Genomic DNA, 23,254 nt, shown 5'->3' on the forward strand with positions numbered 1-23,254 from the left:
TTTATAAACTCTTACATCTTAGGAATTTGATAAATAATCCCATTATATTTGTACTTTGAACCATACACTTGTCTTGTTTAGAGTGGCAGGGTATGAAGTATGAAATAGAATGGTTCATTCTTACTCACTGAAACTTTTGAAATCATAAGAACAATTTGAATGGTTTATGTCTTTCTTGCCCGCATCAAAGTTGCATAAGTAAAAAAGCATATGTATCCAAAAACAGTTTTCCAATACATCTGTTTTTAAATAGCATATGCTTCTTTTTCAATTGCTTTTAACTATACATTCAAATCCTTACGCTTTCCCGTCACCATATAAATAACACCTTCACCGATATTCGTTGTATGATCAGCTACACGCTCTAAGAAATGGGCAACAAACAATAAATGAGTCAACTGACGGTTACGATTGAAATCCGAACCCATCATTCCCATCAATTCCTGCATCACCGAGCTGTATAGCTTATCCACGCGGTCATCTTTCTCGGCAAGCGCTGCAGCCCTGTGAACATCGCGCTCCGTATAAGAAATTAGGCTCTCATGCAGCATCTCAATGGCAATATCGGCCATTTCAGGAATGATTTCAAGCGGCTTAACAAGCTCTTCTCCAGCGAGACGGATCGTAATCTTCGCGATGTCTACAGCATGATCAGCAATTCGTTCCAAGTCTGTAGCAATCTTTAGTGCGGTACCGATGATTCGCAGATCACTTGCCATTGGTTGTTGTAAAGCAATTAATCGAAGACAAAGCTCATCGATTTTCGTTAAATAATCATCAATGAGATCATCATTCTTAATAACTTGCCGCGCCGTATTCTCATCGAATTTGGCCAATGACTCCACGGACTTGAGTATTAAATCCTTAACCATTTCCCCCATGTCTTGCAATTCTTTTTGCAAAATTGACAATGATTGATGAAACCCAGGTCTTGCATCCATTTCGTGTCTCTCCCCTCAGTTGTTGGTTAACCGAATCTTCCCGTAATGTAATCTTCCGTACGCTGATCATTAGGATTAGTGAATATTTTATCTGTCTTGTCCGTTTCCACTAAGTATCCATTTAGGAAGAAGGAAGTCATATCCGAAATCCTTGCCGCCTGCTGCATGTTGTGCGTAACGATGATGATGGTGTATTTCTCTTTCAATGTTTGTGTCAACTCTTCAACTTTGAGCGTTGAGATTGGATCTAGCGCGGATGTAGGCTCATCCATAAGAAGTACGTCTGGTTCTACAGCTAGTAAACGGGCGATGCATAAACGCTGCTGTTGTCCGCCTGACAAGCCTAATGCGGATTTATGCAAACGATCCTTTACTTCATCCCACAAAGCCGCTTGTACAAGACTGCGTTCTACGATTTCGTCTAGGACCGCTTTCTTCTTCGTGCCATGAATGCGAGGGCCGTAGGCAATGTTGTCATAAATGCTCATCGGAAATGGATTCGGACGTTGAAATACCATCCCTACGCGCTTACGGAGTGAAACAACATCGGAATCAGAATCATAGATATTATGACCATCCACGGCTACATTCCCAGTAATTCGTACACTATCAATGAGATCATTCATACGGTTCAAGGTGCGCAGGAAGGTGGATTTCCCACAGCCTGAAGGACCGATCAAAGCGGCGATTGTACCCGTTTCAATGGCTAATTCAATATCGTGGAGAGCATGATTATCTCCGTAAAATAAATTTAATTTGTCCGCTTTAATCTTATGCTTGGTCGCCACGATTTATTTCCCCCCGGAAAGTCTTTTTTGTAAAATTCGGCTTGGAATACTGACAAGTAGGTTAAAGATGAGTACGACGATCAAGAGCAGCGCGGCACTTCCTTTAGCAATTTCCTTGGCATCTGGAACTAACGCTTCAGCGCCAACATACCACAGATGAACAGATAATGTTTCCCCCATCTTCAGTGGATTGAAATCTGGAAAGAAGCGAGAAACCGATAAGCCGGCCGTGTAAATTAGGATGGCAGATTCGCCTAATGCGCGTCCTGCAATCAATGTAATCCCCGTAATTAAGCTTGGCAGCGACGCAGGGATGAGCACTTTGCGAATGGCTTGCCATCTGGTTGAGCCAAGTGCAAGGCTTGCCTCCCAATACGATTCAGGAACTGTACGGATAGACACCTCTGTGACCCTTACCATAACGGGTAAATTAAGCAGGGCAACCGTCGCGGCCCCACCAATAATGGAAAATTTCAGGCCTAACAAATTGGCAAATAGTAAGAAACCGAACAATCCAAATACGATAGAAGGAACAGAAGCCAGAGCTTCCACAGAGATTCGAACGAGATCAGTGAACCAATTTTTTTGTGCATATATCGCCAAGTAGATCCCTGAAAATAAACCAATTGGTATGGATATCAAAAGGGATAAGAATAGGACGTAGAAAGAGTTGAACAATTGTGGACCTACACCGCCGCCAGCTTTGATCTCTTCCGACTTCCCAAAGATGAAATTCCATGACAAATGCGGAATGCCATCACCTAATATACGGAATAGAAACCAAGCCAAAATCAATATAATAACAATTCCCGATGCCCAGAAATACAACGTGGCCAAACGATCTGTCGTTTTGCTTTTCATTTAAGTTCACTCCTTTTGGCTACGATTCGGATAATAAGAATTAAGGACAAGGAGATCACGAGTAATAATAGCGCCATCAAATAAAGCGCATTATTCCAAGTACTTCCGTAATTCGTATTCCCCATATCCTTCACAATGGCGGTCGTTAATACCGTCGTTGAGTCAAGGAGTGATTTCGGCATTTGCGGGGAGTTACCAATGACCATGAAAACAGCCATGGTTTCACCGATCGCACGCCCCATGCCAAGGATGATTGCTGTTAGAATACCTGGTCTAGCGGCAGGCAAAAGGACACGCCACATCGTTTGCCAACGTGTTGCACCTAATGCGAGTGATGCTTCCTCCAGACGGCTTGGCAATGCGCGGATCGCATCTTCTGAGATAGAGAGAATGGTTGGTAAGATCATGATAGCGAGAATAATGGAAGCTGGTAGAATACCGTATCCAACCCCGCCTGTGATTTTACCAAGCGCAGGGACGACAACAGTCATACCGATAAGTCCATAAACAACCGAAGGGATACCTACGAACAGATCTGTAGCAGGTCGCATAATTTCACGCATCCATTTCGGAGCAATTTTAGCCATGAATAATGCCCCTGACAAAGCAAGCGGCACTGAAAACACAACCGCAACCAATGTCATGAGCAGCGTGCTGTATAAAAAAGGAAAAGCTCCGAATTTATTTTGACCTGGTGTCCAATCCGTTGAAAAGAAAAATTCTATAGGATTGACTCCTTGAAAAGTCTTGATCCCTTGCATTCCCACAAATACAATGATAGAAAAAATGATGGCAGACACGAGAGCAGCACTTCCAACAAACACCCACCTCATGATGTTATCTTGTCTATGTTGTCCTTGGGTCCATTTCGTGACGATTGGACGACTTTCGTCTGATTTCGCGTTCGTTAGTTTGTCTGCTACGGAATTCAATGGGTAATTCCCCTTTCTCTTAAATACACATTACTCTTATGATAGAGGATGATTGTAATTGGATCATCAATGAATTGTTAAGGGAATGTAAAAGTTTCGATTTTTAAGGTAAAAAAAGAGCGCGGCATAGGATGCCAGCGCTCTTAGTTTGTTCTATTTATTATTTTTTACCTAATAAGTCTGCTGGTAAGAATTTTAAGTCACGAACTTGTTTACCTTGGAATTCTTTGCTTGAGATGTAAGCGATGAATGCTTTAGCAGGATCTTTCGCTTCACCTTTCGTGTACATATGCTCAACACCAAACAATTTGTAAGTACCATTTTTGATGTTATCTTCGGAGAACGCTACACCATCAATTTTCAACGCTTTAACAGTGTCATCAATGTAAGGTGTATCTACATAACCAATGGCGCTGGACTGACCAGCAACAGCCGTTTTCATTGCACCGCTGTTTTCTTGTGTAATACCGTCTTTTGTAAATTCTTTGTTATCAAGAATGATTTGTTGAACAAGTTTACGGGAACCTGAGCTATCTGGACGGTGAACAAGAACGATTTTCGCGTCATTGCCGCCAACTTCTTTCCAGTTCGTTACTTTACCCATGTAAATGTCTGCAGCTTGTTGTTTTGTAAGATTATCAACTTTAACATCCTTGTTTACGATCAATGCGAATGGAGCAATGGCAACAACATGATCTTTAAGATCTTTATCTTTATATTCAGCAGCTGGCTCAACGTCGGAGTTACCGATGTCTGATGTGCCGTCTGCTACGTTTTTAATTCCTGTACCTGAACCGCCAGCTGTAACTTGAATCGTTACTTTCGGGTTCTTGTCCATAAACTCCTGTGCTGCTTGTTTAACTAATGGAAGAAGCGCGCTTGAGCCGGAAGCTGTAACCGTACCGCTTAATTCTGTTTTTGGAGTTTCGCTTGGCTTAACAGTAGCAGCTGCACTAGCAGCAGGTGTTGCAGAAGCAGCATTTTTAGTATCTGTTTTAGCGCCGCAACCAACCAATGACCCCATCATTAATACCGCGGAAAGTGTAAATGTAATTCCTTTTTTCGACATGAACTTAAACATAGTTAGCATGTCCTCCTTTGATTTGTATGTTACTTGTTATGTTAGTATCGATTCCCACATGATTGTCCGTCGAACTAACTTACTTACCTATCGTAACAACCGAATGTAAAATCCACACCCACGAAACGTAAACGTAATGTAAAACTTTTATTTTTTCTTTCAATTCGTAAGAAGTATGGGTAATTTTACATATCTCTAACATAGTTAGATGCTTTAGTTAATAGAAGTATCCTATATTAATAGGTATCAACACGAAAACAGTCGAATTTTGTCTAGTCATGTATAGGAGGAATGTCTTATGAAGAAGATCAAAATCAAAATCAAAATGACCATGCGCCTTAAATTAATTGCCAGCTTCAGCGGAGTGCTTCTCATTTTTCTTTCCGTTGCTTTGTTTAATCTGAATCAAGTTAATCAGATCAAGAATCACATGACGGATCAGAACGATAAAGTCGAACTAAAGGTACTTGCGTTGGAGCTTAAAAATATGGTTCAGGATATGAATATCATTGCTTCAGGTCTGGAGATTTCCAAGAAACCGGAATACATCGAGAAATACAATGCAAAACGAAAGCCTTATAACGATTACATTCAAAAAATTGGCGATACGGCTTCCACAACAGATCAAAAGAAGTGGCGAAGCCAATTAATTCAACTATCCGTTGATTACATTAATAATTTCGACTCTGCAGCCAAAATGGTCCAAGATCCTAACTTGAAACCGACGGATCTGCAAATTAACCTCCTTTACCTCTATAATGAGTCTCAGGATTTGAAAGATAAGATTTTTGATCTAGTTGATAAATTCTATGTCACTTATGCTGATTCCGCCGAACAAGCAATAGCCCAATCAACGAAAGCACTCAATGAAAGCAGCAAGGTGATGTTGATTGCTTTTGCTATCGTCGTTATTGTAACCATTATTATTGCTTTTCTAATCATAAGTTCCTTCACACGTCCTATTAAAATTTTACAAAATGCTGTATCTCTCATTGCCGCTGGGGATTTGTCCCATACGATTAATTCCAAATCCAATGATGAGCTTGGAAGGCTAAGCAACAGCTTCGACCATATGATCATTCAGGTTCGTCAGATGCTGAGTGCTACCATGCAAATTGCTTCTTCGTTATCAGAGCATTCCCATGAATTCCATCGCTTCTCCAAGCTTACAGCATCAGCGAATACGGACATCTTGAAGGCAATAACAGAGATATCGACGGGTGCTGATGAGCAAGCCATGAAAACAGAACAAAGTTCTATGATCATAGCAGAACTAGAAGCGGAGATTCGAGATATTTCAGCTTATACATATGAAATGAAGCGTTCCAGCGAAGAAGCTGCGTCTGGCACATTACAAGGGACAGCATCCGTAAGAGCTCTGAAATCTTCGTCAGACCAGTCCCAGGCTGTCCTGCAGAAGGTCGATACTGCCATGTTGTCCTTGTCTGACAGCTCCAAGCAAATTGGCGCTATTATTCACTCGATCACGGAAATTTCGACACAGACGAACGTGCTTGCCTTGAACGCAGCAATTGAAGCAGCTAGAGCCGGCGCACATGGCCGCGGCTTCTCGGTAATTGCCGATGAAGTTCGTCAGCTTTCGCAGCAAACGAATGATTCCTCCAAGACAATCGGCGGCATCATTCAAGCGCTTCAGAAGCAAATCAAAGATTTACAGAGTTCACTGATCGAAGCTCGCGAATCTGCAGTTACACAAAACCATCGAGTAGCAGATACACTCGGTTCTTTCGAGGGCATCGAGCAATCGATGAAAGGAATTATCGGACAAATTGAACAAATCCATGTGAAAATTGAACAGGTACAATCGAAGAATGACCGATTAGTAAATTCCGTTCAGTTCGTGGCAGCCATTGCGCAAGAAACAGCAGCCGGTGTCGAGGAAGTTAGCTCAACCTCGATTCAGCAAGATGCATCCATTCGCCGTATCGCCGAAGAGTCGGATGATATCCTTGAACTTGCGAAGCAATTATTTGCGGAGATCAGCAAATTCCAGATTAGTGAGACTGCTGAGATGAATGATCAGGAGAGTTTTGAACTTCAATCGGAGCAAGCCCCGATCAAGAATGTGGCGCAATTCGAGGTTTTTGAAGATAATCAAGTTAGCAGCCATAAGCCGCAACATAATGAACTTTTGACAGTTACAGACGAAGGTTTGACAACCAATAACAGCAATGAGGTACTTTCGCAAACTGAAATGGAATTGTTTGAAGTTGAGCTGGAAAGATCAGCTGCTGAAACATTGCCGGTTGATCAGAACAAAAGTGAATCTAAGAAAGACGAATCTAAGAAAGAAAACAAAGAGCCTGCTCTCGTAGGAAAAGATTAGCTAGTATACCGTGGGGAACGTCGATTCGCTATTTGGACTCACGTTCCTCTTATTCGATTTCATGAGCAGAATTTCCGAAATAAGTGATCGACGTTCCGCTAACTAAAGGTTCAATGGCTTTCACTTGCAGGAATCCAATAATTATAGTCTAATGCACAAACCGACCATCCTTAGGAATCGCTAACTCCTCAAAATCCTCCGCAAGACGGCCTAATTCTCTGCTTAGTTCTTCACCATTCATCGGTTTGCCATGTCCCGTTATCGCTAATAACGGATGTAAATCTCGAAGCTTTCTAACTGAATCCCCGGCTGCTTGCCAGTCTGTCGTGAAATACTTAGGCGGTCCGCTTATTTCTTGTTCTTGTGTGAACAACTTGTAAAGCGACTCTTGTTTAACGGTAACGAAAGCATCTCCGGCTATTAATGAACCATCTTTGGCGCGAAAAAGAGAAATGTGTCCTGGGGTGTGTCCAGGCGTATGAATCCATTGCCATCCCGTCAGTCCTGGAACAATACCATTAGCAGGTAAAGGATGAACATGATTACTTATGTCAATACCGTGGTTTGGAAACAGGGGGGACAATTCGCTTATTAGCCCGCCATCTACGGTAGAATCCCCTTTAGGATAATTGGATTTTCCCGTCAAATAAGGGATTTCCAACTCATGCGCATATACCGGAACATCCCAATATTCCAAAAGACTCTCTATAGCCCCGACATGGTCGAAATGTCCATGCGTCAAAATGATCGCCGTAGGCTTCCTCTGTGCTCCAAACCGCTCTTCAGCGACACGAATGATCTCATCTGCCGATTGCGGCATACCAGCATCAACTAAACACCAATCTTTATCTCTGCTTGTTGGGTTGCCAATGAAACAAATATTCACGATCTGAATGCAGTAACCGTATATATCAATGGCTATCTCCTTGCCTTCACCGCTGGATAATGTCGTTAGCGGGATATACGTATGCTCATATGTAAGTTCTTTATGCTCCATAATCTCCAAGTAAACCTCTCCTCGTCATTGCAAATTCCACATTACTTTCCCCATTTCGCTGTTAAATTACTCCGTATTTCTCGCTATGTCATACGTTACTGAACAAAAAAAGGCCAGAGTCCAGCGACTCTTAGCCTATCTTTCATGATAAATCTTATAGGTATTTGCACTTATTTCGCAATCTCATCCGTCGCCTTAATGTTACGCAAAATGCTCACTTCGACACGGCGGTTCTTTGCTCTACCTTCTGTTGTATCATTTTCAGCGATCGGCCGGTATTCACCGAATCCGACCGAAGAGTAGGAAGCAGGCTCAATTTTACTGTTATTCAGAAGTATTTTCATAAAATTGACCGCACGCTTGGCGCTTAGATCCCAGTTCGTTTCAAAGTCCGCCCGGCGAATCGGGATATTATCCGTATGACCGGCTACTTGAACCTCATATCCTGGATAACTGCCCAGCAAATTAGACATTGAAACAGCCAGCTTCTGTGATTCTTGTTTAATTGTAGCCGATCCTGAATCAAATAGCGCACGGTCACTAATCGTAATGGTCAGCTTCTCATTATCCAGCTTTGTGGTTAGTTGCTCACTCATGTTGTTTTCTTTGATGTAAGCATCCATGCTTTGCTTTAACTCTTTGAGATCCTTCTCTTCCTTCTGCAGCTTGGCAGCCAGCTGACTGTCAGTTTTACTCTCTTCTTTCGTAGGAGGATTCTGGCTCTTATTATTGTTTTTTGTAGCATTCGCTGCATCATTAATTGGAATCAAGTTTGACATTGCAAAGGGCGCTTCTCCACCGGTGAAGGCATTGTTCAAGGACCGCATAATCGAGTCGTATTTCTTAGAATCCAACTGACTGGATGCAAACAGAATGATAAAGAGGGCTAGAAGCAAGGTAAGCAAATCCGCATAGGGAATGAGCCACGTTTCATCAATATGCTCTTCATGATCCTCATGCCTCTTCTTTTTACTCACTGTGGAGCAGCCCCCTTCGAATCTTCGTCATACGACGCACGTTCATTGTTGGCAACGAAGATCATCATTTTTTGCTTCACGGAATTGGCAGATACACCGGATTGAATGGAGAGCAACCCTTCTACGATCATAAGCTTAATTTCCACTTCTTTCTTAGACTTCTGCTTCAGCTTATTTGCAAATGGGTGAAATATAACGTAACCAAGGAAAATCCCGAACATCGTTGCAACGAATGCCGCTGAAATCAGATGTCCTAGTTTCTCTACTTCACTCAAATTACCAAGAGCTGCGATGAGTCCAACTACGGCTCCAAGTACGCCGAGTGTCGGTGCATATGTACCAGCTTGCGTAAAAATGCTTGCAAATTTCTTATGTCTTGTTTCCATTTCAGCAATATCTTCGAGTAATACGTCACGTACAAAATCTGCGTCATTCCCATCAATAATGAGGCGCATGCCGCTTTTCATAAAAGGGTCTGACAGCTCTTCTGCTTGCTTCTCCAAGGAAAGTAACCCTTCACGGCGTGTAATGGATACCCAGTCGATGAAAGTTTCGATCAGTTCTTTTTTAGGCATTAATTTCTGTTCGGTAAAAATAATTTTCAACAAGGTCGGAATCTTCTTTATTTCTTCCATTGAAAAAGCGATAAATAAGGCCGATGCCGTACCACCAAAAATAATTAAGGCAGCAGCAGGATTCAGCAGTGCTACCAGGCTTGCCCCTTTCAATACCATACCCACACCAATGGATATAATAGCTAAAATGATTCCGATTAGTGATGATTTCTCCATATTCGAGGCACCTCTCCCAATGATTTAATTTTCCTGAGTTGTCATAGTTCCTAAAGATCTCAACAAGCTTGTCAACGTTTCCTGTTCTTCCCCCAGTTTAGAAAAAAAGCGGTGATCGGCTTGCTCGACAACATCTATCGCCTTGGTTATCAGTCTCTCTCCAGCTGGAGTTAAAGAAATTGATTTGGCTCGCGTGTCCGTCGGATGTTCCTTGCGAATGAGGAACCTTTTCTTTTCTAAGTTACGAAGTACTTGTGATGCCATCATGGGATCAATGTGCGCATGCATGGCAATTTGAACCTGTGTCACATCCCCTAAAGGGGATTGCGAATTTAACCACTCTGTGGTGGCCAGCAAAATAAATTGAACATGTGTGAGATCCAACTCATGCAGGGCATGACGAAGATTTTTTTGCCATAGATTCGTAACCTGCCACAGATGAAATCCTGGGCTGTCATAAGGCTTTTCGTGTTCCGTTGTCATTGACCCTCCGATAATTCAACAAAAAAATGGTATATGTACATATAATAAATATATTTATTATTATACAATCGTTTTTTGTCGAAAACTAGGACTAAAGTCATGTTTTTTTTGTGAATACAGATAACAAATTGACGAATGCTAGCGTCCTTCTCTTACTTATTTTATACTTGAGATGAACGAATTCCTGCTTGAACCGATATCAGTGTGAAGAAAACAACTTTCATTTTTAAATTTGGTATGACCTGGTATCCCTTTTGGAAACGATAGGAAAGAATGAAATTAGCCATTATACATACAAGGAGTGAATCATGTGGAGAAGCGTTCGTTTGGTTCGACCGGGCAGCAATTTCCTGTCCTAGACTTCGGTGCTCAGCGTATTGTCGACGAGCACAATTGTACCGAAGCAGAAGCGATTCAAATTGTGAATCGTGCGATTGACGAAGGGATCACCTATTACGACACAGCACCTAGCTATTCGGACGGACAATCCGAGGAACGGCTTGGCAAAGCATTAGCACGCGATGGACGAAGGAATGAGGTATGGATTGCTACCAAAACGCATGATCGAACCAGAGACGGTTCCCTGAAGCTGCTGGAAGCCAGTCTAAAGCGTCTGCAAACGGATCATGTCGAAGAATGGCGATTGCATAATATCATGACCACGGAGGAGCTTGATCAGTGCTTCGCCAAAGGGGGAGCGCTAGAAGCGCTTCTTGAGGCGAAGGAACAAGGAATAATCAAGCATATCTCGATCAGCGGTCACACGAATCCTAGAGTTCAGCTGGAAGCGATTGAACGATTTCCGTTCGACAGCGCACTTGTTGCTTTATCCGCAGCGGATCATCTCATCTACAGTTTCGCTCATGAGTTTTTGCCAAGAGCCAACGAGAAAGGTGTCGCTGTCATTGGGATGAAGGTTATGGCACTCGGTAAGCTGGCTCCTTGGTACGAGAAAGCACTCCAATATACGTTCTCGCTGCCGATATCTACAGCGATTGTCGGCATGGAATCCATGGCGCAGCTGGAACAAAATCTGGCCATTGCGAAGACTTCAAGCCAATGACTGAGCTGGAGCAACTCGAGTTCCTCAAAGAGATTGCCCATCTTGCAACGCCAGATGTCTTGCGTTGGAAAACAACCGATTGGGTATCTGGTGAATGGTACGTTCGTAATTAAATAAAACAAGCCAGCAGTTAAGTGCCACGATTATCGGCACTAACCTGCTGGCTTTTTCAATTGATATGGATTGAGTTCGCCACTCGTTTATTCTTCGAAGATGTGAGTCAAAAGCGCCCCTAGCTCTTTGATTGCCTGCTCCTCTTGCTCGCCATCCACTTCCAAAGTGACTTCGTCATTCTGTTGAATGCCAAGTGTGAGCATGCTAAGCGAGCTTTTGCCATTGACCTTCTTATCGCCTTTGATCACATTTACTTTGCAAGGAAATGTGCCAACCTTCTGGACGAATACTTTCGTCGGACGGGCATGAAAACCAGATGGATTAAGGACAGTAAATGTTTGAGATATCATTTCAAATCACTCCTTGTTCTCTGTTCTACGAATTGTTTAATTTGGGTCTGACTGCTCATGGATAAAATCTGCTCCGTGTAGCCTGCCCACTCCCTATGTGAAGTTTGTTTTATTAAAGCTCTCGCCGGCAAAATCGAGCTGGCACTCATGCTGAACTCATGGAGTCCCATGCCAAGAAGAATCGGTATAGCTGTTTCGTCACCAGCCATTTCTCCGCACATGCCAACCCATTTCCCTTCTTTTGCAGCTGCCTTAATAACCATTTGAATTAATCGTAATATAGCTGGATGGCAGGGTTGGTATAAGTATGAAACCGTTTCGTTCATCCGATCAGCTGCCATTGTATATTGGATAAGATCATTCGTTCCAATACTGAAGAAATCAGCCTCTTTCGCCAAGAAATCCGCTGCTAGCGCTGCAGCCGGCACTTCAATCATAATACCGACCTCTATCTTAGAGGACACGGCAATGCCTTCTTGAGCTAGCTTCTCTTTCTCTTCTTGAAGCAGTTGTTTGGCAGCCAGCAGCTCATCCATAACGGCAATCATCGGGAACATGATCTTCAATTGTCCATAGCTGCTTGCTCTGAGAAGCGCCCTTAGCTGTGTTCGGAACAAATCCTGCTTGCTCAGACATAATCTCACCGCGCGCAAGCCAAGGAATGGATTACTTTCAACAGGAAGCTTCATGTAAGGGAGCTCTTTATCTCCGCCTATATCGAGTGTACGTATAACGACGGGCTTATTGTCCATTCGTTCCAACACATGCTTATAAACCTGGAACTGCTCTTCTTCACTAGGGAAAGCGCTGCGCCCCATATAAAGAAATTCCGTCCGAAACAAACCGATGCCTTCCGCCCCGTTAGCTAACACCTTCTGTAAATCTTCCACACTGCCGATGTTGGCAGCCAGTTCTACGCGTCGTCCATCAGAAGAGATCGTAGGTTGATCCAACAGCTTGTGCAGTTCGATTCTTCGCTCATCGTATGCTGCTTTACGAGCCTGGTAGGTCTCCATCTCTTCATCGTTTGGAGCGATAAGTACAGTGCCCTCTACAGCGTCCATAATTATCATTGTGCCTGTTATGATTTCCGCTGCCGCTGCTCCAGCACCAACAATAGCTGGGACCTCCAGCGAGCGAGCCATGATCGCCGAGTGAGAAGTACGGCTGCCGATCTCCGTTACAAAGCCGAGCACATAATCGAGATTTAACTGTGCGGTATCGGATGGCTTCAAATCTTCCGCTATCAAAATGCACGGCTCGTTGATTGCCGCAATCGCCGCATAGGAGACTCCACGGAGCCTGCTCATGATTCGGCCTGTGACGTCGCGCACATCACTAGCGCGTTCACGGAGCAGCTCATTATCCATAGAGCTAAGCACTTCGATGAAGCTGCTTGCAACTTCATGCAGCTTAAATTCAGCATTCAAGCCTTCGCCTTCAATACCTTCGATAATGGCATCTATATAATCGGGATCTTCCAAAAGCATCAAATGGGCTTCAAAAATTTCAGCTTTTGCTGCACCCATGCGCTGTTCAGTCAAATCTTTAATCACTTCTAACTCTAGTTTCGCTTCCTCGACAGCTTTTCGGAAACGTTCTACTTCTATAAGAGCGTCTGCCACCTTCTCACGGGCAGGTTCGTAATGATCGTTGTTCAACCGAAAAGCTTTCGCTATCGCAATGCCGGGGGAAGCAGCAATGCCGGTTAGTCGTTTTGTCATCATTTTAGCCAATAGGGAACTCCCCTTTCTCAAGATCGATCTGATTGCTGTAATTGTTCATATTGCGTTTTAATCATCTCATGGATCAGGTGATCTTCACCAATGGTCGTATACTTCGTAATCGTTTGGGCAACTCCAAGCTTTTGCAAATCCGCTTGAATCTCTACCGCATCAGGATCTTCCTGATCCTTAAATAAGAAGGCAGCGGCCATCGCCATCGCTAAATAGGTCGGTTTCATCCCAAGCTCATAGGCCTGCAAAGCGGGACGAACAAGACGATCATTGCTGGATAACTTACGAATAGGCGATCTGCCTACCCGAGTAACTTCGTCGATCAAATAGGGGTTTATGAATCTGTTCAAAATTTTATCGATATACTGCTCATGCTGAGCAAGATCGAAGCCGTGCTTTTTGATAAGCAGTGCACCGGTCTCATGCATCACATGACGCACTAGCGAGGCAATTTGCGAGTTCGCCATCGCATCTTGAATCGTCGTGAAGCCATGTAAATATCCAAGATAAGCTGCGCTGCAGTGCCCTGTATTGACAGTAAACAGCTTCCGCTCAATGTACGGCTCCAAATGTTTCACATAATGGATGCCATCAATGCGATGGAAGCCCTCCATCATTTGGGACTCGTCAACAACCCATTCGTAGAAAGGCTCGACTGTCACTTGCAGCGGGTCTTCATTATGTTGGATGGGAACAATCCGATCAACAGCAGCATCAGGAAACGCAATGCTTGCATTTACCTTATCACGCAGATCTTCGCTAAGATGAGCGTACACGTGTTCTTTGAGCTGCGTACTTCCACCAATTGCATTCTCACAAGCAATGATGTGCAGTGGCGCCGCGCCGCGTTCGATCCGAATTTCAATCCCTTTGGCGATGCCAGCGGCAATATGTTTCAAAATGTTTACGCCAACTGCGGTTGTAACGAGATCAGCCTCAGCAACGGCTCTAGCTACATCTTCCAAGTTCTTCCCATTAACCGCTTTAACATTTGAAACCGTGAACGTGTCTTGCTCCTCATTAGCTAAGCGTACGGTATATGACTTTCTCTCCTGCAGCAGCTCAACTAAGCTATCATTCACATCGGAGAAGATCACCTCATAACCGGCTTGGGACAAAATTAAACCAATGAACCCCCTGCCGATATTTCCTGCACCAAAATGGACAGCCCTCATGACGCCATCCCGCTTTCAAAAATTTTCACCATTTCTTCCGGAGTCGCCGCTTTCATGATCAGCTCCATGTTCTCATCCTCGGAACAAATCATCGCGACATTCGTTAAGATATCCAAATGATCATTCCCTGCGGCAGCTATACCAATGACTAAGTTGGCTTTTTCGCCTTCGCCGAAATCCACACCCTCCGGAATTTGTACGATCGACAATCCTGTCGATAAAATCAGTGATTTGGAATCCTGCGTACCGTGCGGGATAGCCAAACCATTCCCCATATAGGTGGATAAAGTTTGTTCTCGTTCCAGCATTTTATCGATGTAAGCAGCTGACACATGACCTGCTTCTACTAATAATTGACCTGCCATCCGAATGGCCTCGAATTTATCCTTTGGCTTAGCGTTTAGTTTAATTTTATTCGTTGATAAGATAGTCATGTTTATCTCTCCCTATATCCAATTTATTTTTTATTTTCTAAAAAGGCAGCGAGTTCCTGGGATAGAAAGTGCTTGATCTCAGACTGAGTCCCCGATTTCAACAGGTCTATCATTTCTGGAATCAATAGAAAAGAACTTATTTCACTGAGCACTTCTAGGCTTTCTTTCGGAAGCTCTTTCGGACCAAGCATGAGAAGCAAATGCTTTACATCTGACCCCATACCTTGGTCTAACAGCAGGTCTTCCTTTAATCGAAACAAGGTGAAAGATGGCTTCTTAACCTGTTCGCTTCGAATGTGAAAGAGAGCGAGGCCCGTGTCTGGGATCACTTGACTGCTTAACCGTTCTCTTTCAAGCAGCAGGTTGACAATGGGTTCAACATCGTCGATCACACCCGAGTGTTTAACATATCCACAAATGACCTCTAAAGTTTCTCTCAAACTGTGAAAGCTTTGCTCGATGTTATACACCGTGAATTGATCGATGATGCTGACAATTTCGTTTATATAGTGTTGAATACGATGTAATCTGTTCGTTGAATCCGTGTCTTGAAGCGATTCACTGCGTTCCCCTGCTTCTTTTTGCAGCGTCACATTTTGAATAAATAGCCTTAGCCGCTCGGCTTCTTCCTTCGTTAACAGCGGGCTTAGCTTCAAGTACTGATCTTCATCCAAAGGCAGATCTACCGTAGATATGATCAAATCGTATTCCTTTTCGGGGATGCGCGCTGCTTCAAACCAAGATGCATGACCGATTATATCAATTTGCGGAAGCTCTTTCGTAAGTCTTACGGCCAGCATTTTGGAAGTCCCGATCCCACTTGTACATACGAGAATCGCTTTTACATTGCGCCTAAACTGCTTTTGTCTCTCGATTGAAGCTCCGAAATGCATGACCAGAAAACCAATTTCTTCATCTGGCACAGCAATCTCGGTTATCGTTTTATCTACAGCTCTTCGTATAGCATCAAATAGAGCCTCATAATCTTTCTTGATTTGCGATAAAAGCGGATTACGAATGGTTGCTCCTGCTTGTAGCCGCCTCAAAGCGGATTCCAAATGGCTAAGCAGCCCCTCTCGTAAGGAACGATCATCACTGAAACGGACCGCAATACTGCTCTCCATGTACCGGATGAGCTTCCACACAATTTCCATATAGCTTAGTTCTTCCGTAGGAAGCAGCTCATTCGGATGTTTGAGTGACTTGGGCTCCAGTAAATCGGCTATATAGAAAATTTCCGGTGTTGTTATTTCTATTGGAATGACCTTTGATAACTGTTCAATCGTATGCGTAAGCAGCTTATTAGGACGAAGCGAGTAAGGCTCAGAGTGAAGTTCAATCTGTCTCCCCTGCTGAATTCTAGCAATAGTTATCGAAATATGAATGAGCAGATTGGTGTAATCCTGCTCGGATAGTTCACTTAAGCCTTCATCTTCAGCAAGCCAAAGAGCGGCTTCCACTTTAGTAAAATTTTCTTTCCCAATGAGCTCCAGCAGTCTTTGTGTTACGGGCGATTGCGAATTCACATGTTTCCCAAATAGATCCGCTTCATCGAGACCGTTTTTGGCCAGCTGAGCAATCATCCTGCGTTTATTCGCCTCTGAACCGCTCAACCCAACACCATACCCTCTTTTTCGTACAAGGATTAGGTCAGACTTTTGTACCCAGCTATCCAGCTCATCGAGATCGTGCGTGATGGTTGGAACCGTTACACCCAGATCATGAGACAGAGTGAATAGTTTGACAGGCTCATCTTCTTGCAGCAAGGTGCACAGAATCATGATTTTGCGATCCTCGGCAGAAAATTCAATGTCCGTCATCCCATATAACAAGCGCCGAAACGCCTCAAGTTTTTCAGGTTCTGCTTGTAGATGTATTCCCTTCCCCGATTTTTTTTGCAACGTTAATCCATAAGCTGCCAAAATCGTCTCCAACTCGGACAGCTCCCTATGAACCGTTCTTGTGCTTACATTGATTTCGGCAGCGATTTCTCCTGCTGTAATATCATCCGTTCGATTCATTAACAGCTCTAGGATTTGACGATTCCTGTTAGACAGGCTCATGATATTTCTCCTCGCGAACAAAATGGAGATAACGCCGGCAAATAGCCAGCGTTAGAAAGGTATATTAAGATAATCGTTTCACAAGTTCATCGTATTCTGGACTTTTCATGAAATTGTCGATGGAAATGTGTTCAGACTCTGGAGCCTTATTACGCGCTCGATCGGTTAATGATTTGTGGGTGATAACGATATCTGCATCGGGTGGAATCTCACTAATAGCTGTATTGACCACGATGACATCGATATCAGCTTCTTTCATTTTCTTTCTTAAAATGGAAGCACCCATCGCGCTTGAACCCATGCCAGCATCACAGGAGAACACAATCTTGTGTACCTCAGAAGCTGGAGTCAACGTTGAGGCGCTAACTTTTTCAGCTGCCGCAGCAGCGGGCGCTTGTTTCATTTCTTTCATTTTCGCAGTAGCCTGCTCCAAATCTTCTTCGTTCTCGGTTTGCTTCGTCGTTTTCAACAACAAGGCACCGACTGCAAAAGAGACAATCGTAGATGTGATAACCCCAGTGAAAATCGGCAGCATACCGCCTTTAGGAGCCATGGCAATGTAAGCAAAAATGCTTCCCGGTGACGGCGGAGCAACCAGACCTGCATTGAACAAGGAGAACGTGAACGTACCGGTTACGCCACCTGCGATAACTGCCAAGATCAGACGCGGATTCATGAGAATGTACGGGAAGTAGATTTCATGGATTCCGCCAAAGAAGTGAATAATAGCAGAACCAGGAGCGGAAAGCTTCGCAGCGCCGCGTCCAACCAACCAATACGCTAGCAGGATACCAAGACCTGGACCCGGATTGGACTCCAGCATGAACAAGATCGACTTGCCTGTTTTGGAGGCTTGATCCAAAGCAATCGGACTTAGCACACCGTGATTAATCGCATTGTTCAAGAACAAAACTTTACCTGGTTCAATCAGAACGTTCGCTAAGGGGAGCAGACCTGCGTTCACAAGTGCTTGAACTCCCGAAGCAAGAGCTTTACTCACGACCTGAACGGCAGGACCAACTACCGTGTAGGCAAGAACGGCAAGTATAGCGCCGAGGATGCCTGAGGAGAAGTTGTTGACGAGCATTTCGAAACCGGATTTAATTTTGCCTTCAATCGATTTGTCGAACTTCTTGAGCACCCAAGCGGCGAACGGACCTACAATCATCGCCCCAAGAAACATGGGGATATCCGTTCCAATGACAACCCCCATCGTGGTTACAGCGCCGATGACGCCGCCGCGTGTCCCGTGTATCATCGTCCCTCCCGTATAACCAATTAGAACAGGGAGTAGGTAAGTAATCATGGGGCCAACGAGCTTAGCCAAATATTCATTTGGAATCCAACCAGTCGGAATAAATAAAGCCGTAATCAATCCCCAAGCGATAAATGCGCCAATATTAGGCATCACCATACCGCTCAAGAAACGGCCGAAACTTTGTACTTTTACCCGGAATCCTCCGGACGCTTCTTTCTTTTGTGCAGCAATTGCACTCATTAGGATAACCTCCCTTTGTCTGTTTCATGTTCTTATCGTAATGCAAAAGCGCTTACATATTCAATCAAATCAAAATCCCTTTTCGTCATGAACAATGTTGACAACATTTTAAGCCGCGTGTTGTATGGGCTTACACTATCCTTGGATGAGCGTGTTTTTTCATTGTTGATGCAAAGCAAGTTACAACCGAAGGTAATTCTCAAACACGTCGAGGGCACACGTTGTAGCAACGCCGTTTGGCGCGGTGGTCAACACTTGTTTAAATATTCGTTGTATTCGATGCTTCCATACGTGTGGAGTTGTATTTTGTACAACATTTGGCAAGCTAATCCACGTTTTCACCGCGAATGTTGCAAAAAATACAACAATTTCACGAGAAAGTAGCTCAATAGCAGGAAATACGGATAAATTGTTGCACAACATACAACATCTTCAGCTTTCTAGGAAGAAATCAAGGAAATTGTTGTACGGAGTACAACTTCAACTGTTCTCTGCTTCTCCAACTTCCTCCACTTTACTTCCATCAGTTCCATCAGTTCCATCAGTTCCACCACTACCACAATTCCATCTTCCCCACTCCCACTCAAAAATCCAGCAAATAAAGAACACGAAAACCATCAATTTCCAAGTGATGGTGTATGTCTCCACAGTCTCAATTCAGCAATATCCGCATCTAACTAAGCAAAACATTGGCATACTTCACTATATAATAAAAAAAGAGCCGCAAGAGAAATCATTCTCTCACAACTCTTTGGTTACTCAATGATAAGTGCATATACGATGCCGGGTCCATGGACACCAATGGTCAAATCATTTTCGATATCGGCCGATCGGCTCGGACCCGAGATGAAATGAATGCCTGCCGGTCTATCTTTGGCAGGAAGTTCATCGAATGGGCGCAATACTTCGCCTAGCTTTGTTTTAATGCGATCAACCGGGATGATGGCAATGAACGTGGTTGGCAGCAAGCTGACACTTCTGCCTCTCGTCGCATCTGAAGTTACCACTAGTGAACCAGTGTACGCGACAGCATGTTCAACAGCCACGATGCCGATGTCCGCTCCAGACCGCTTTCGCGACAAGCTCATCTTTGGCAGCAGGATCAGCACCTTCTGCGTTCCACACCGTGATCTTGGTTTCCGTCTCAGCAAGAGCGATACGCAGCGTCTCAAGCTCAGGTTGGTCTTGAAGGATCAAGTGCTTTGCCTGTGTTTCTGCGATGAAGTTTGCAATGAAATCCTCTGCTTCGGACATACTCGCAAGACGCTTCGTATGGCCCCCAGCCTTCTGCCAGTTCGTCATGAACATCTGAATGCGCTGTTCGAGCGGGAGATCCACCTGCTCCCAGAACTCAGGAGCACCCTTCGTGCTATGCGAAGGAGTTGTTTGCAATGGCTTAGCTCTGCCTAGTCGGTTAGCAATATTAGCAAAGAAGGCCTCCTGATCCTTCAGGGCTTCTTGGTGAAGCTTCTGGAGAAATGCTGCATCTGATTTAGCCATGATGATGTCCTCCTCCGCCGTCTTTGCGATCCGCCACAAGCTTCTCCATCCGAGCTTTCATCACAGAATCAAGTTCAGGGAAAGTCCCTTCTAGTCCCTGCTCGATGTCCTTCCATGACTCACGGAATGTCTTCTTCGCCATGCTTGGCGCATAGCGATACGAATTCCAACCTTTTAACGGACCTATCTTCGCTTTAATATGACCATCGCGAACTAACAATTTCTGCCCAATGCGACCGAGTTTGATTAACGCCTTAACCCGCTTGGAGTCCGACATCAAGAAATTAAAGCCTTTCATGCCGACCTTCTCCACAAAATCCGTCGACCCTCGTTCCACTTTGCGTTGACGGAGATAAATAAGCATATCATGCAGGGGAATCTTCACCGGGCATGCCTCATAACAGGCACCGCATAGGCTTGAAGCACTCGCGATGTCGTCCCATTGGTCGACGTTTTTGTTCAGTGCCGGCGTAAGCACAGCCCCAATAGGGCCACTGTATACACCGCCGTAAGCGTGGCCGCCGATGTGACGGTAAACCGGACATGCGTTCAGGCATGCCCCACAGCGAATACAATTCAGCAATTCCTGGAATTGCGGATCTCCGAGCTGCAAGGAACGTCCATTATCCAAAATAATGACGTGCATTTCTTCCGGTCCATCACCATCCTGCTCACGCTGCGGTGCAGAAATCACAGACATGTACACAGTAAGCTTCTGTCCTGTAGCTGAGCGCGGCAGTAAGGTTGCCATCACTTCAAGATCATCCAACGTTGGAATGATTCGCTCCATACCCATGAAAGTGATCTGTGTCTTAGGGATGGTACTAACCATCCGCGCATTGCCTTCATTTTCGAAAAGAACAATAGATCCCGTCTCCGCAATTGCAAAATTACAGCCCGTCATTCCAATGTCGGCTTCAAGGAACTTCTCGCGCAGCTTCCTTCTTACGTAGCCAGCTAATATCCCCGTGTCCGGCTCTAACTTCTCGCCTGCATCCTCAGAAAGCAGATCGGCGATCTGGTAGCGATTTTTGTGAATCGCCGGAATAATAATATGCGAAGGCGTCTCGCCGGCCAGCTGAATGATATATTCACCAAGGTCCGTTTCAATCGCCTCGACTCCTATTTGCTCCAGCGCATGATTGATATGCAATTCTTCGGAAACCATCGACTTGGACTTAACGACACTTTTAGCCTTCTTGTGCTCGGCGATTTGCATCGTCAAGCGAACAGCGTCAGCTGCATCAGCTGCGAAGTGAACATGAACTCCCTGCGCTCTCGCATTTTCAATGAATTTGCCAAGATAGTAGTCCAAGTGCGCAATCGTATGCAGCCTTATTTGCCTGCCTCGTTCACGCCACTCTTCCCAGTTCCCATGCTCTTCAGTCGCTGCCAGCTTCCCGTTCTTCAGCCGTTCGGTCGTGAACTTCACCGCATTGCGAAGAAAGTCATTGTTCAGCGCGACTTTGGATCTTTCCTTGACGGTCCCACTAGGTTTATGATCGCTCATGCGCCAGCTTCACTCCCTCGGCCAGTAATTCCGCTAGATGCATGACCTTCACGGGTTTTCCACGGTAGGATAAATTGCCTGCAATATTCATTAAACATCCCATATCTAGTCCAACAAGCACTTCTGCTTCCGTTTCCAGCACGTGATCTGATTTCTCAGTTACCATAGCACCTGAAATATCACACATTTTCACCGCAAAAGTCCCGCCAAATCCACAGCAATCCTCCGCATGAGGAAGAGGGACAAGCTCCAAATCTCGGATATTTTTCATCAGCTGCATCGGTTCCTCTTTAACGCCTAACAATCTACTGCCGTGGCAGGACGGATGATAGGTAACTTTGTGCGGAAACACGGCCCCCAAATCAGTCACACCCAATACTTGTACTAGGAACTGCGTGAATTCATACGTTTTTTCTACTAATCGGTTCGCTCTTGCTAGATTGATAGGATCATTTTCAAAAAGCTTCGGATAATAATGATGAATCATACTTGTGCATGAACCCGAAGGTGATATCACAAAATCACTGTCTTCGAAAGCTTGAAGCAGTGTCATCGCGGAACCTCGGGCCTCATCCCAATAGCCGCTATTGAAGGCAGGCTGACCGCAGCATGTCTGAGTCGCAGGGAAGTCTAGCTTGACGCCATATTTGGCAAGTAAATGAACCATAGACTCACCAACCTTGGGATAAACAAGGTCGCTCAAGCACGTAATGAATAAGGATACTTTCATGATTGCAGCTAACTCCCTTCCTTAATCGTTCCCTCCGCAGAGGCAATTGGTTATACAAAAAACCATCCTCAGTACGAGAGAACATACTGGTGATGGGAGGAAATCTTTTTTAATCTTTATCTAATTGTAGGACGTGCACACCCTTTTCGCGAATCTGCTCCACATCATCCTTGTTGGTTTGCCCGTCTGTAATCAAATGCTTGATCTCAGGCCAGCCGGCTACTTGCGTCAAAGATTGCATGCCGAATTTACTATGGTCAGCAAGCAGGTACGTTTCATCAGCGATACTGATCATTTTACGTTTAATGAGCGCTTGCAGCTCGTTAGATTCACTAATTCCACGTTGGATGTGAACCCCTTTGCAAGACAAAAACAGCTTATGAACGTGATACATGTCCAAGGATCTTTCCGCGAGTGGTCCTACATAGGACAACGATTTTGGCGATAGGAGTCCACCTGTGGAAATAACCTGAATTTTCTCCTTACCGCTCACCTCAAGCGCAACCTTCATCGAATTCGTAATGATCGTCAGCGGCATATCGGGAATAATTTTGGCCATATACCAAGCCGTTGTACTTGCATCTAAAATGATCCGATCATGCTCCTGAATATGCGATACCGCTTCCTTCGCGATGCTGTTCTTGAAATCAGACTGCGCCGTTTCCCTTTCCATGAAAGGGACTTCCGACTGCGCTTCCTTCACGCTGACAGCGCCGCCATGACTGCGCATCAGCTTGCCTTCGCTTTCTAACCGATCCAAATCACGTCGTATCGTTTCTTCCGTTACTTGACACAGCTCGCTTAGTTCGGTTACACGAATACTTCCTCTTTCATTCACCAACTGAACGATTCTCTGCCATCTTTCCGCTACCAGCATCGTATT

Annotated in this window: 22 protein-coding genes; 2 read left to right on the top strand and 20 right to left on the bottom strand. The window is 44.5% G+C overall.

Annotated features, from left to right (window positions below):
• Nucleotides 1-281: 281 nt before the first annotated feature.
• The 5 genes from phoU to ACBP55_RS28845 all read right to left on the bottom strand — a co-directional run bounded on the left by phoU (nt 282) and on the right by ACBP55_RS28845 (nt 4,603).
• The gene (gene phoU / locus ACBP55_RS28825; protein ID WP_464646518.1) at nt 282-941 is read right to left on the bottom strand and encodes a phosphate signaling complex protein PhoU; all 660 of its coding nucleotides are present in this window, start codon (nt 939-941) and stop codon (nt 282-284) included.
• Nucleotides 942-967: 26 nt separating this feature from the next.
• Complete coding sequence (pstB, locus tag ACBP55_RS28830; RefSeq protein WP_036635822.1) at nt 968-1,732, bottom strand: phosphate ABC transporter ATP-binding protein PstB; 765 nt, start codon at nt 1,730-1,732, stop codon at nt 968-970.
• Entirely contained in the window at nt 1,733-2,590 is an 858-nt protein-coding gene (gene pstA / locus ACBP55_RS28835; protein ID WP_029199321.1) for a phosphate ABC transporter permease PstA, read from the bottom strand. It abuts the gene before it with no gap.
• Complete coding sequence (pstC, locus tag ACBP55_RS28840; RefSeq protein ID WP_464646520.1) at nt 2,587-3,522, bottom strand: phosphate ABC transporter permease subunit PstC; 936 nt, start codon at nt 3,520-3,522, stop codon at nt 2,587-2,589. Before pstC ends, pstA begins: the two co-directional genes overlap by 4 nt.
• A gap of 160 nt (nt 3,523-3,682) precedes the next feature.
• Nucleotides 3,683-4,603 carry a phosphate ABC transporter substrate-binding protein gene (locus tag ACBP55_RS28845; protein ID WP_464646522.1) on the bottom strand — a complete coding sequence of 307 codons (921 nt, stop codon included), beginning with the start codon at nt 4,601-4,603 and terminating at the stop codon, nt 3,683-3,685.
• Between the two features lie 298 nt (nt 4,604-4,901).
• On the opposite strand from ACBP55_RS28845, the gene ACBP55_RS28850 reads away from it, so the two are divergent.
• Nucleotides 4,902-6,950 carry a methyl-accepting chemotaxis protein gene (locus ACBP55_RS28850; protein ID WP_464646524.1) on the top strand — a complete coding sequence of 683 codons (2,049 nt, stop codon included), beginning with the start codon at nt 4,902-4,904 and terminating at the stop codon, nt 6,948-6,950.
• A gap of 148 nt (nt 6,951-7,098) precedes the next feature.
• On the opposite strand, the gene ACBP55_RS28855 is transcribed toward ACBP55_RS28850, so the two are convergent.
• The 4 genes from ACBP55_RS28855 to ACBP55_RS28870 form a co-directional block, all read right to left on the bottom strand.
• The gene (locus tag ACBP55_RS28855) at nt 7,099-7,947 is read right to left on the bottom strand and encodes an MBL fold metallo-hydrolase (RefSeq protein WP_464653435.1); all 849 of its coding nucleotides are present in this window, start codon (nt 7,945-7,947) and stop codon (nt 7,099-7,101) included.
• A gap of 170 nt (nt 7,948-8,117) precedes the next feature.
• Nucleotides 8,118-8,924: a flagellar motor protein MotB gene (gene motB / locus ACBP55_RS28860; protein ID WP_464646526.1), complete on the bottom strand. Its 807-nt coding sequence runs from the start codon at nt 8,922-8,924 to the stop codon at nt 8,118-8,120.
• Nucleotides 8,921-9,715, bottom strand: coding sequence for a flagellar motor stator protein MotA (motA, locus tag ACBP55_RS28865; protein ID WP_464646528.1), 795 nt, complete (start codon nt 9,713-9,715; stop codon nt 8,921-8,923). The genes motB and motA overlap by 4 nt, the downstream gene beginning before the upstream one ends.
• Nucleotides 9,716-9,739: 24 nt before the next feature.
• Nucleotides 9,740-10,198, bottom strand: a complete 459-nt coding sequence (locus tag ACBP55_RS28870; RefSeq protein WP_464646531.1) for a MarR family winged helix-turn-helix transcriptional regulator — start codon at nt 10,196-10,198, stop codon at nt 9,740-9,742.
• A 310-nt stretch (nt 10,199-10,508) separates the two neighbouring features.
• Between ACBP55_RS28870 and ACBP55_RS28875 the strand changes: the two genes are divergently transcribed.
• Entirely contained in the window at nt 10,509-11,261 is a 753-nt protein-coding gene (locus ACBP55_RS28875) for an aldo/keto reductase (RefSeq protein WP_464646533.1), read from the top strand.
• Between the two features lie 200 nt (nt 11,262-11,461).
• On the opposite strand, the gene ACBP55_RS28880 is transcribed toward ACBP55_RS28875, so the two are convergent.
• The 11 genes from ACBP55_RS28880 to ACBP55_RS28930 form a co-directional block, all read right to left on the bottom strand.
• On the bottom strand, nt 11,462-11,725 hold the full coding sequence (locus tag ACBP55_RS28880) for an HPr family phosphocarrier protein (RefSeq protein WP_029199314.1): 264 nt from the start codon (nt 11,723-11,725) through the stop codon (nt 11,462-11,464).
• A complete protein-coding gene (gene ptsP, locus ACBP55_RS28885; protein WP_464653436.1) occupies nt 11,722-13,449 on the bottom strand; it encodes a phosphoenolpyruvate--protein phosphotransferase in 1,728 nt (575 codons plus the stop codon). Before ptsP ends, ACBP55_RS28880 begins: the two co-directional genes overlap by 4 nt.
• A gap of 29 nt (nt 13,450-13,478) precedes the next feature.
• Entirely contained in the window at nt 13,479-14,636 is a 1,158-nt protein-coding gene (locus tag ACBP55_RS28890; protein ID WP_464646535.1) for a mannitol-1-phosphate 5-dehydrogenase, read from the bottom strand.
• A complete protein-coding gene (locus tag ACBP55_RS28895) occupies nt 14,633-15,070 on the bottom strand; it encodes a PTS mannitol transporter subunit IIA (RefSeq protein WP_029199311.1) in 438 nt (145 codons plus the stop codon). Before ACBP55_RS28895 ends, ACBP55_RS28890 begins: the two co-directional genes overlap by 4 nt.
• Nucleotides 15,071-15,093: 23 nt before the next feature.
• Nucleotides 15,094-17,133, bottom strand: a complete 2,040-nt coding sequence (locus ACBP55_RS28900) for a BglG family transcription antiterminator (protein ID WP_464646537.1) — start codon at nt 17,131-17,133, stop codon at nt 15,094-15,096.
• Nucleotides 17,134-17,197: 64 nt separating this feature from the next.
• A complete protein-coding gene (locus tag ACBP55_RS28905; RefSeq protein ID WP_464646539.1) occupies nt 17,198-18,631 on the bottom strand; it encodes a PTS mannitol transporter subunit IICB in 1,434 nt (477 codons plus the stop codon).
• Between the two features lie 755 nt (nt 18,632-19,386).
• Complete coding sequence (locus tag ACBP55_RS28910; RefSeq protein WP_464646541.1) at nt 19,387-19,677, bottom strand: LutC/YkgG family protein; 291 nt, start codon at nt 19,675-19,677, stop codon at nt 19,387-19,389.
• Nucleotides 19,667-20,131 (bottom strand): hypothetical protein, encoded by a 465-nt coding sequence (locus ACBP55_RS28915; RefSeq protein WP_464646543.1) that lies wholly within the window; start codon nt 20,129-20,131, stop codon nt 19,667-19,669. The genes ACBP55_RS28910 and ACBP55_RS28915 overlap by 11 nt, the downstream gene beginning before the upstream one ends.
• On the bottom strand, nt 20,124-21,641 hold the full coding sequence (locus ACBP55_RS28920; RefSeq protein WP_464646545.1) for a LutB/LldF family L-lactate oxidation iron-sulfur protein: 1,518 nt from the start codon (nt 21,639-21,641) through the stop codon (nt 20,124-20,126). The genes ACBP55_RS28915 and ACBP55_RS28920 overlap by 8 nt, the downstream gene beginning before the upstream one ends.
• On the bottom strand, nt 21,628-22,371 hold the full coding sequence (locus ACBP55_RS28925) for a (Fe-S)-binding protein (protein ID WP_464646547.1): 744 nt from the start codon (nt 22,369-22,371) through the stop codon (nt 21,628-21,630). Before ACBP55_RS28925 ends, ACBP55_RS28920 begins: the two co-directional genes overlap by 14 nt.
• Nucleotides 22,372-22,480: 109 nt before the next feature.
• Nucleotides 22,481-23,248 carry a DeoR/GlpR family DNA-binding transcription regulator gene (locus tag ACBP55_RS28930; protein WP_464646549.1) on the bottom strand — a complete coding sequence of 256 codons (768 nt, stop codon included), beginning with the start codon at nt 23,246-23,248 and terminating at the stop codon, nt 22,481-22,483.
• Between the last annotated feature and the right edge of the window lie 6 nt (nt 23,249-23,254).

It is taken from the genome of Paenibacillus sp. WG02 (genome assembly GCF_055396115.1).

Bases quoted from the DNA above. Each gene is read 5' to 3' on its own strand.
- pstA (WP_029199321.1), bottom strand. From the start codon at position 2,590: ATGAAAAGCAAAACGACAGATCGTTTGGCCACGTTGTATTTCTGGGCA.
- ptsP (WP_464653436.1), bottom strand. From the start codon at position 13,449: ATGACAAAACGACTAACCGGCATTGCTGCTTCCCCCGGCATTGCGATA.
- motA (WP_464646528.1), bottom strand. From the start codon at position 9,715: ATGGAGAAATCATCACTAATCGGAATCATTTTAGCTATTATATCCATT.
- ACBP55_RS28930 (WP_464646549.1), bottom strand. From the start codon at position 23,248: ATGCTGGTAGCGGAAAGATGGCAGAGAATCGTTCAGTTGGTGAATGAA.
- ACBP55_RS28925 (WP_464646547.1), bottom strand. From the start codon at position 22,371: ATGAAAGTATCCTTATTCATTACGTGCTTGAGCGACCTTGTTTATCCC.
- ACBP55_RS28855 (WP_464653435.1), bottom strand. From the start codon at position 7,947: ATGGAGCATAAAGAACTTACATATGAGCATACGTATATCCCGCTAACG.
- ACBP55_RS28880 (WP_029199314.1), bottom strand. From the start codon at position 11,725: ATGATATCTCAAACATTTACTGTCCTTAATCCATCTGGTTTTCATGCC.
- ACBP55_RS28915 (WP_464646543.1), bottom strand. From the start codon at position 20,131: ATGGCTAAATCAGATGCAGCATTTCTCCAGAAGCTTCACCAAGAAGCC.
- ACBP55_RS28890 (WP_464646535.1), bottom strand. From the start codon at position 14,636: ATGAGGGCTGTCCATTTTGGTGCAGGAAATATCGGCAGGGGGTTCATT.
- ACBP55_RS28920 (WP_464646545.1), bottom strand. From the start codon at position 21,641: ATGAGCGATCATAAACCTAGTGGGACCGTCAAGGAAAGATCCAAAGTC.
- ACBP55_RS28895 (WP_029199311.1), bottom strand. From the start codon at position 15,070: ATGACTATCTTATCAACGAATAAAATTAAACTAAACGCTAAGCCAAAG.
- ACBP55_RS28870 (WP_464646531.1), bottom strand. From the start codon at position 10,198: ATGACAACGGAACACGAAAAGCCTTATGACAGCCCAGGATTTCATCTG.
- phoU (WP_464646518.1), bottom strand. From the start codon at position 941: ATGGATGCAAGACCTGGGTTTCATCAATCATTGTCAATTTTGCAAAAA.
- ACBP55_RS28845 (WP_464646522.1), bottom strand. From the start codon at position 4,603: ATGTTTAAGTTCATGTCGAAAAAAGGAATTACATTTACACTTTCCGCG.
- ACBP55_RS28850 (WP_464646524.1), top strand. From the start codon at position 4,902: ATGAAGAAGATCAAAATCAAAATCAAAATGACCATGCGCCTTAAATTA.
- ACBP55_RS28900 (WP_464646537.1), bottom strand. From the start codon at position 17,133: ATGAGCCTGTCTAACAGGAATCGTCAAATCCTAGAGCTGTTAATGAAT.
- ACBP55_RS28905 (WP_464646539.1), bottom strand. From the start codon at position 18,631: ATGAGTGCAATTGCTGCACAAAAGAAAGAAGCGTCCGGAGGATTCCGG.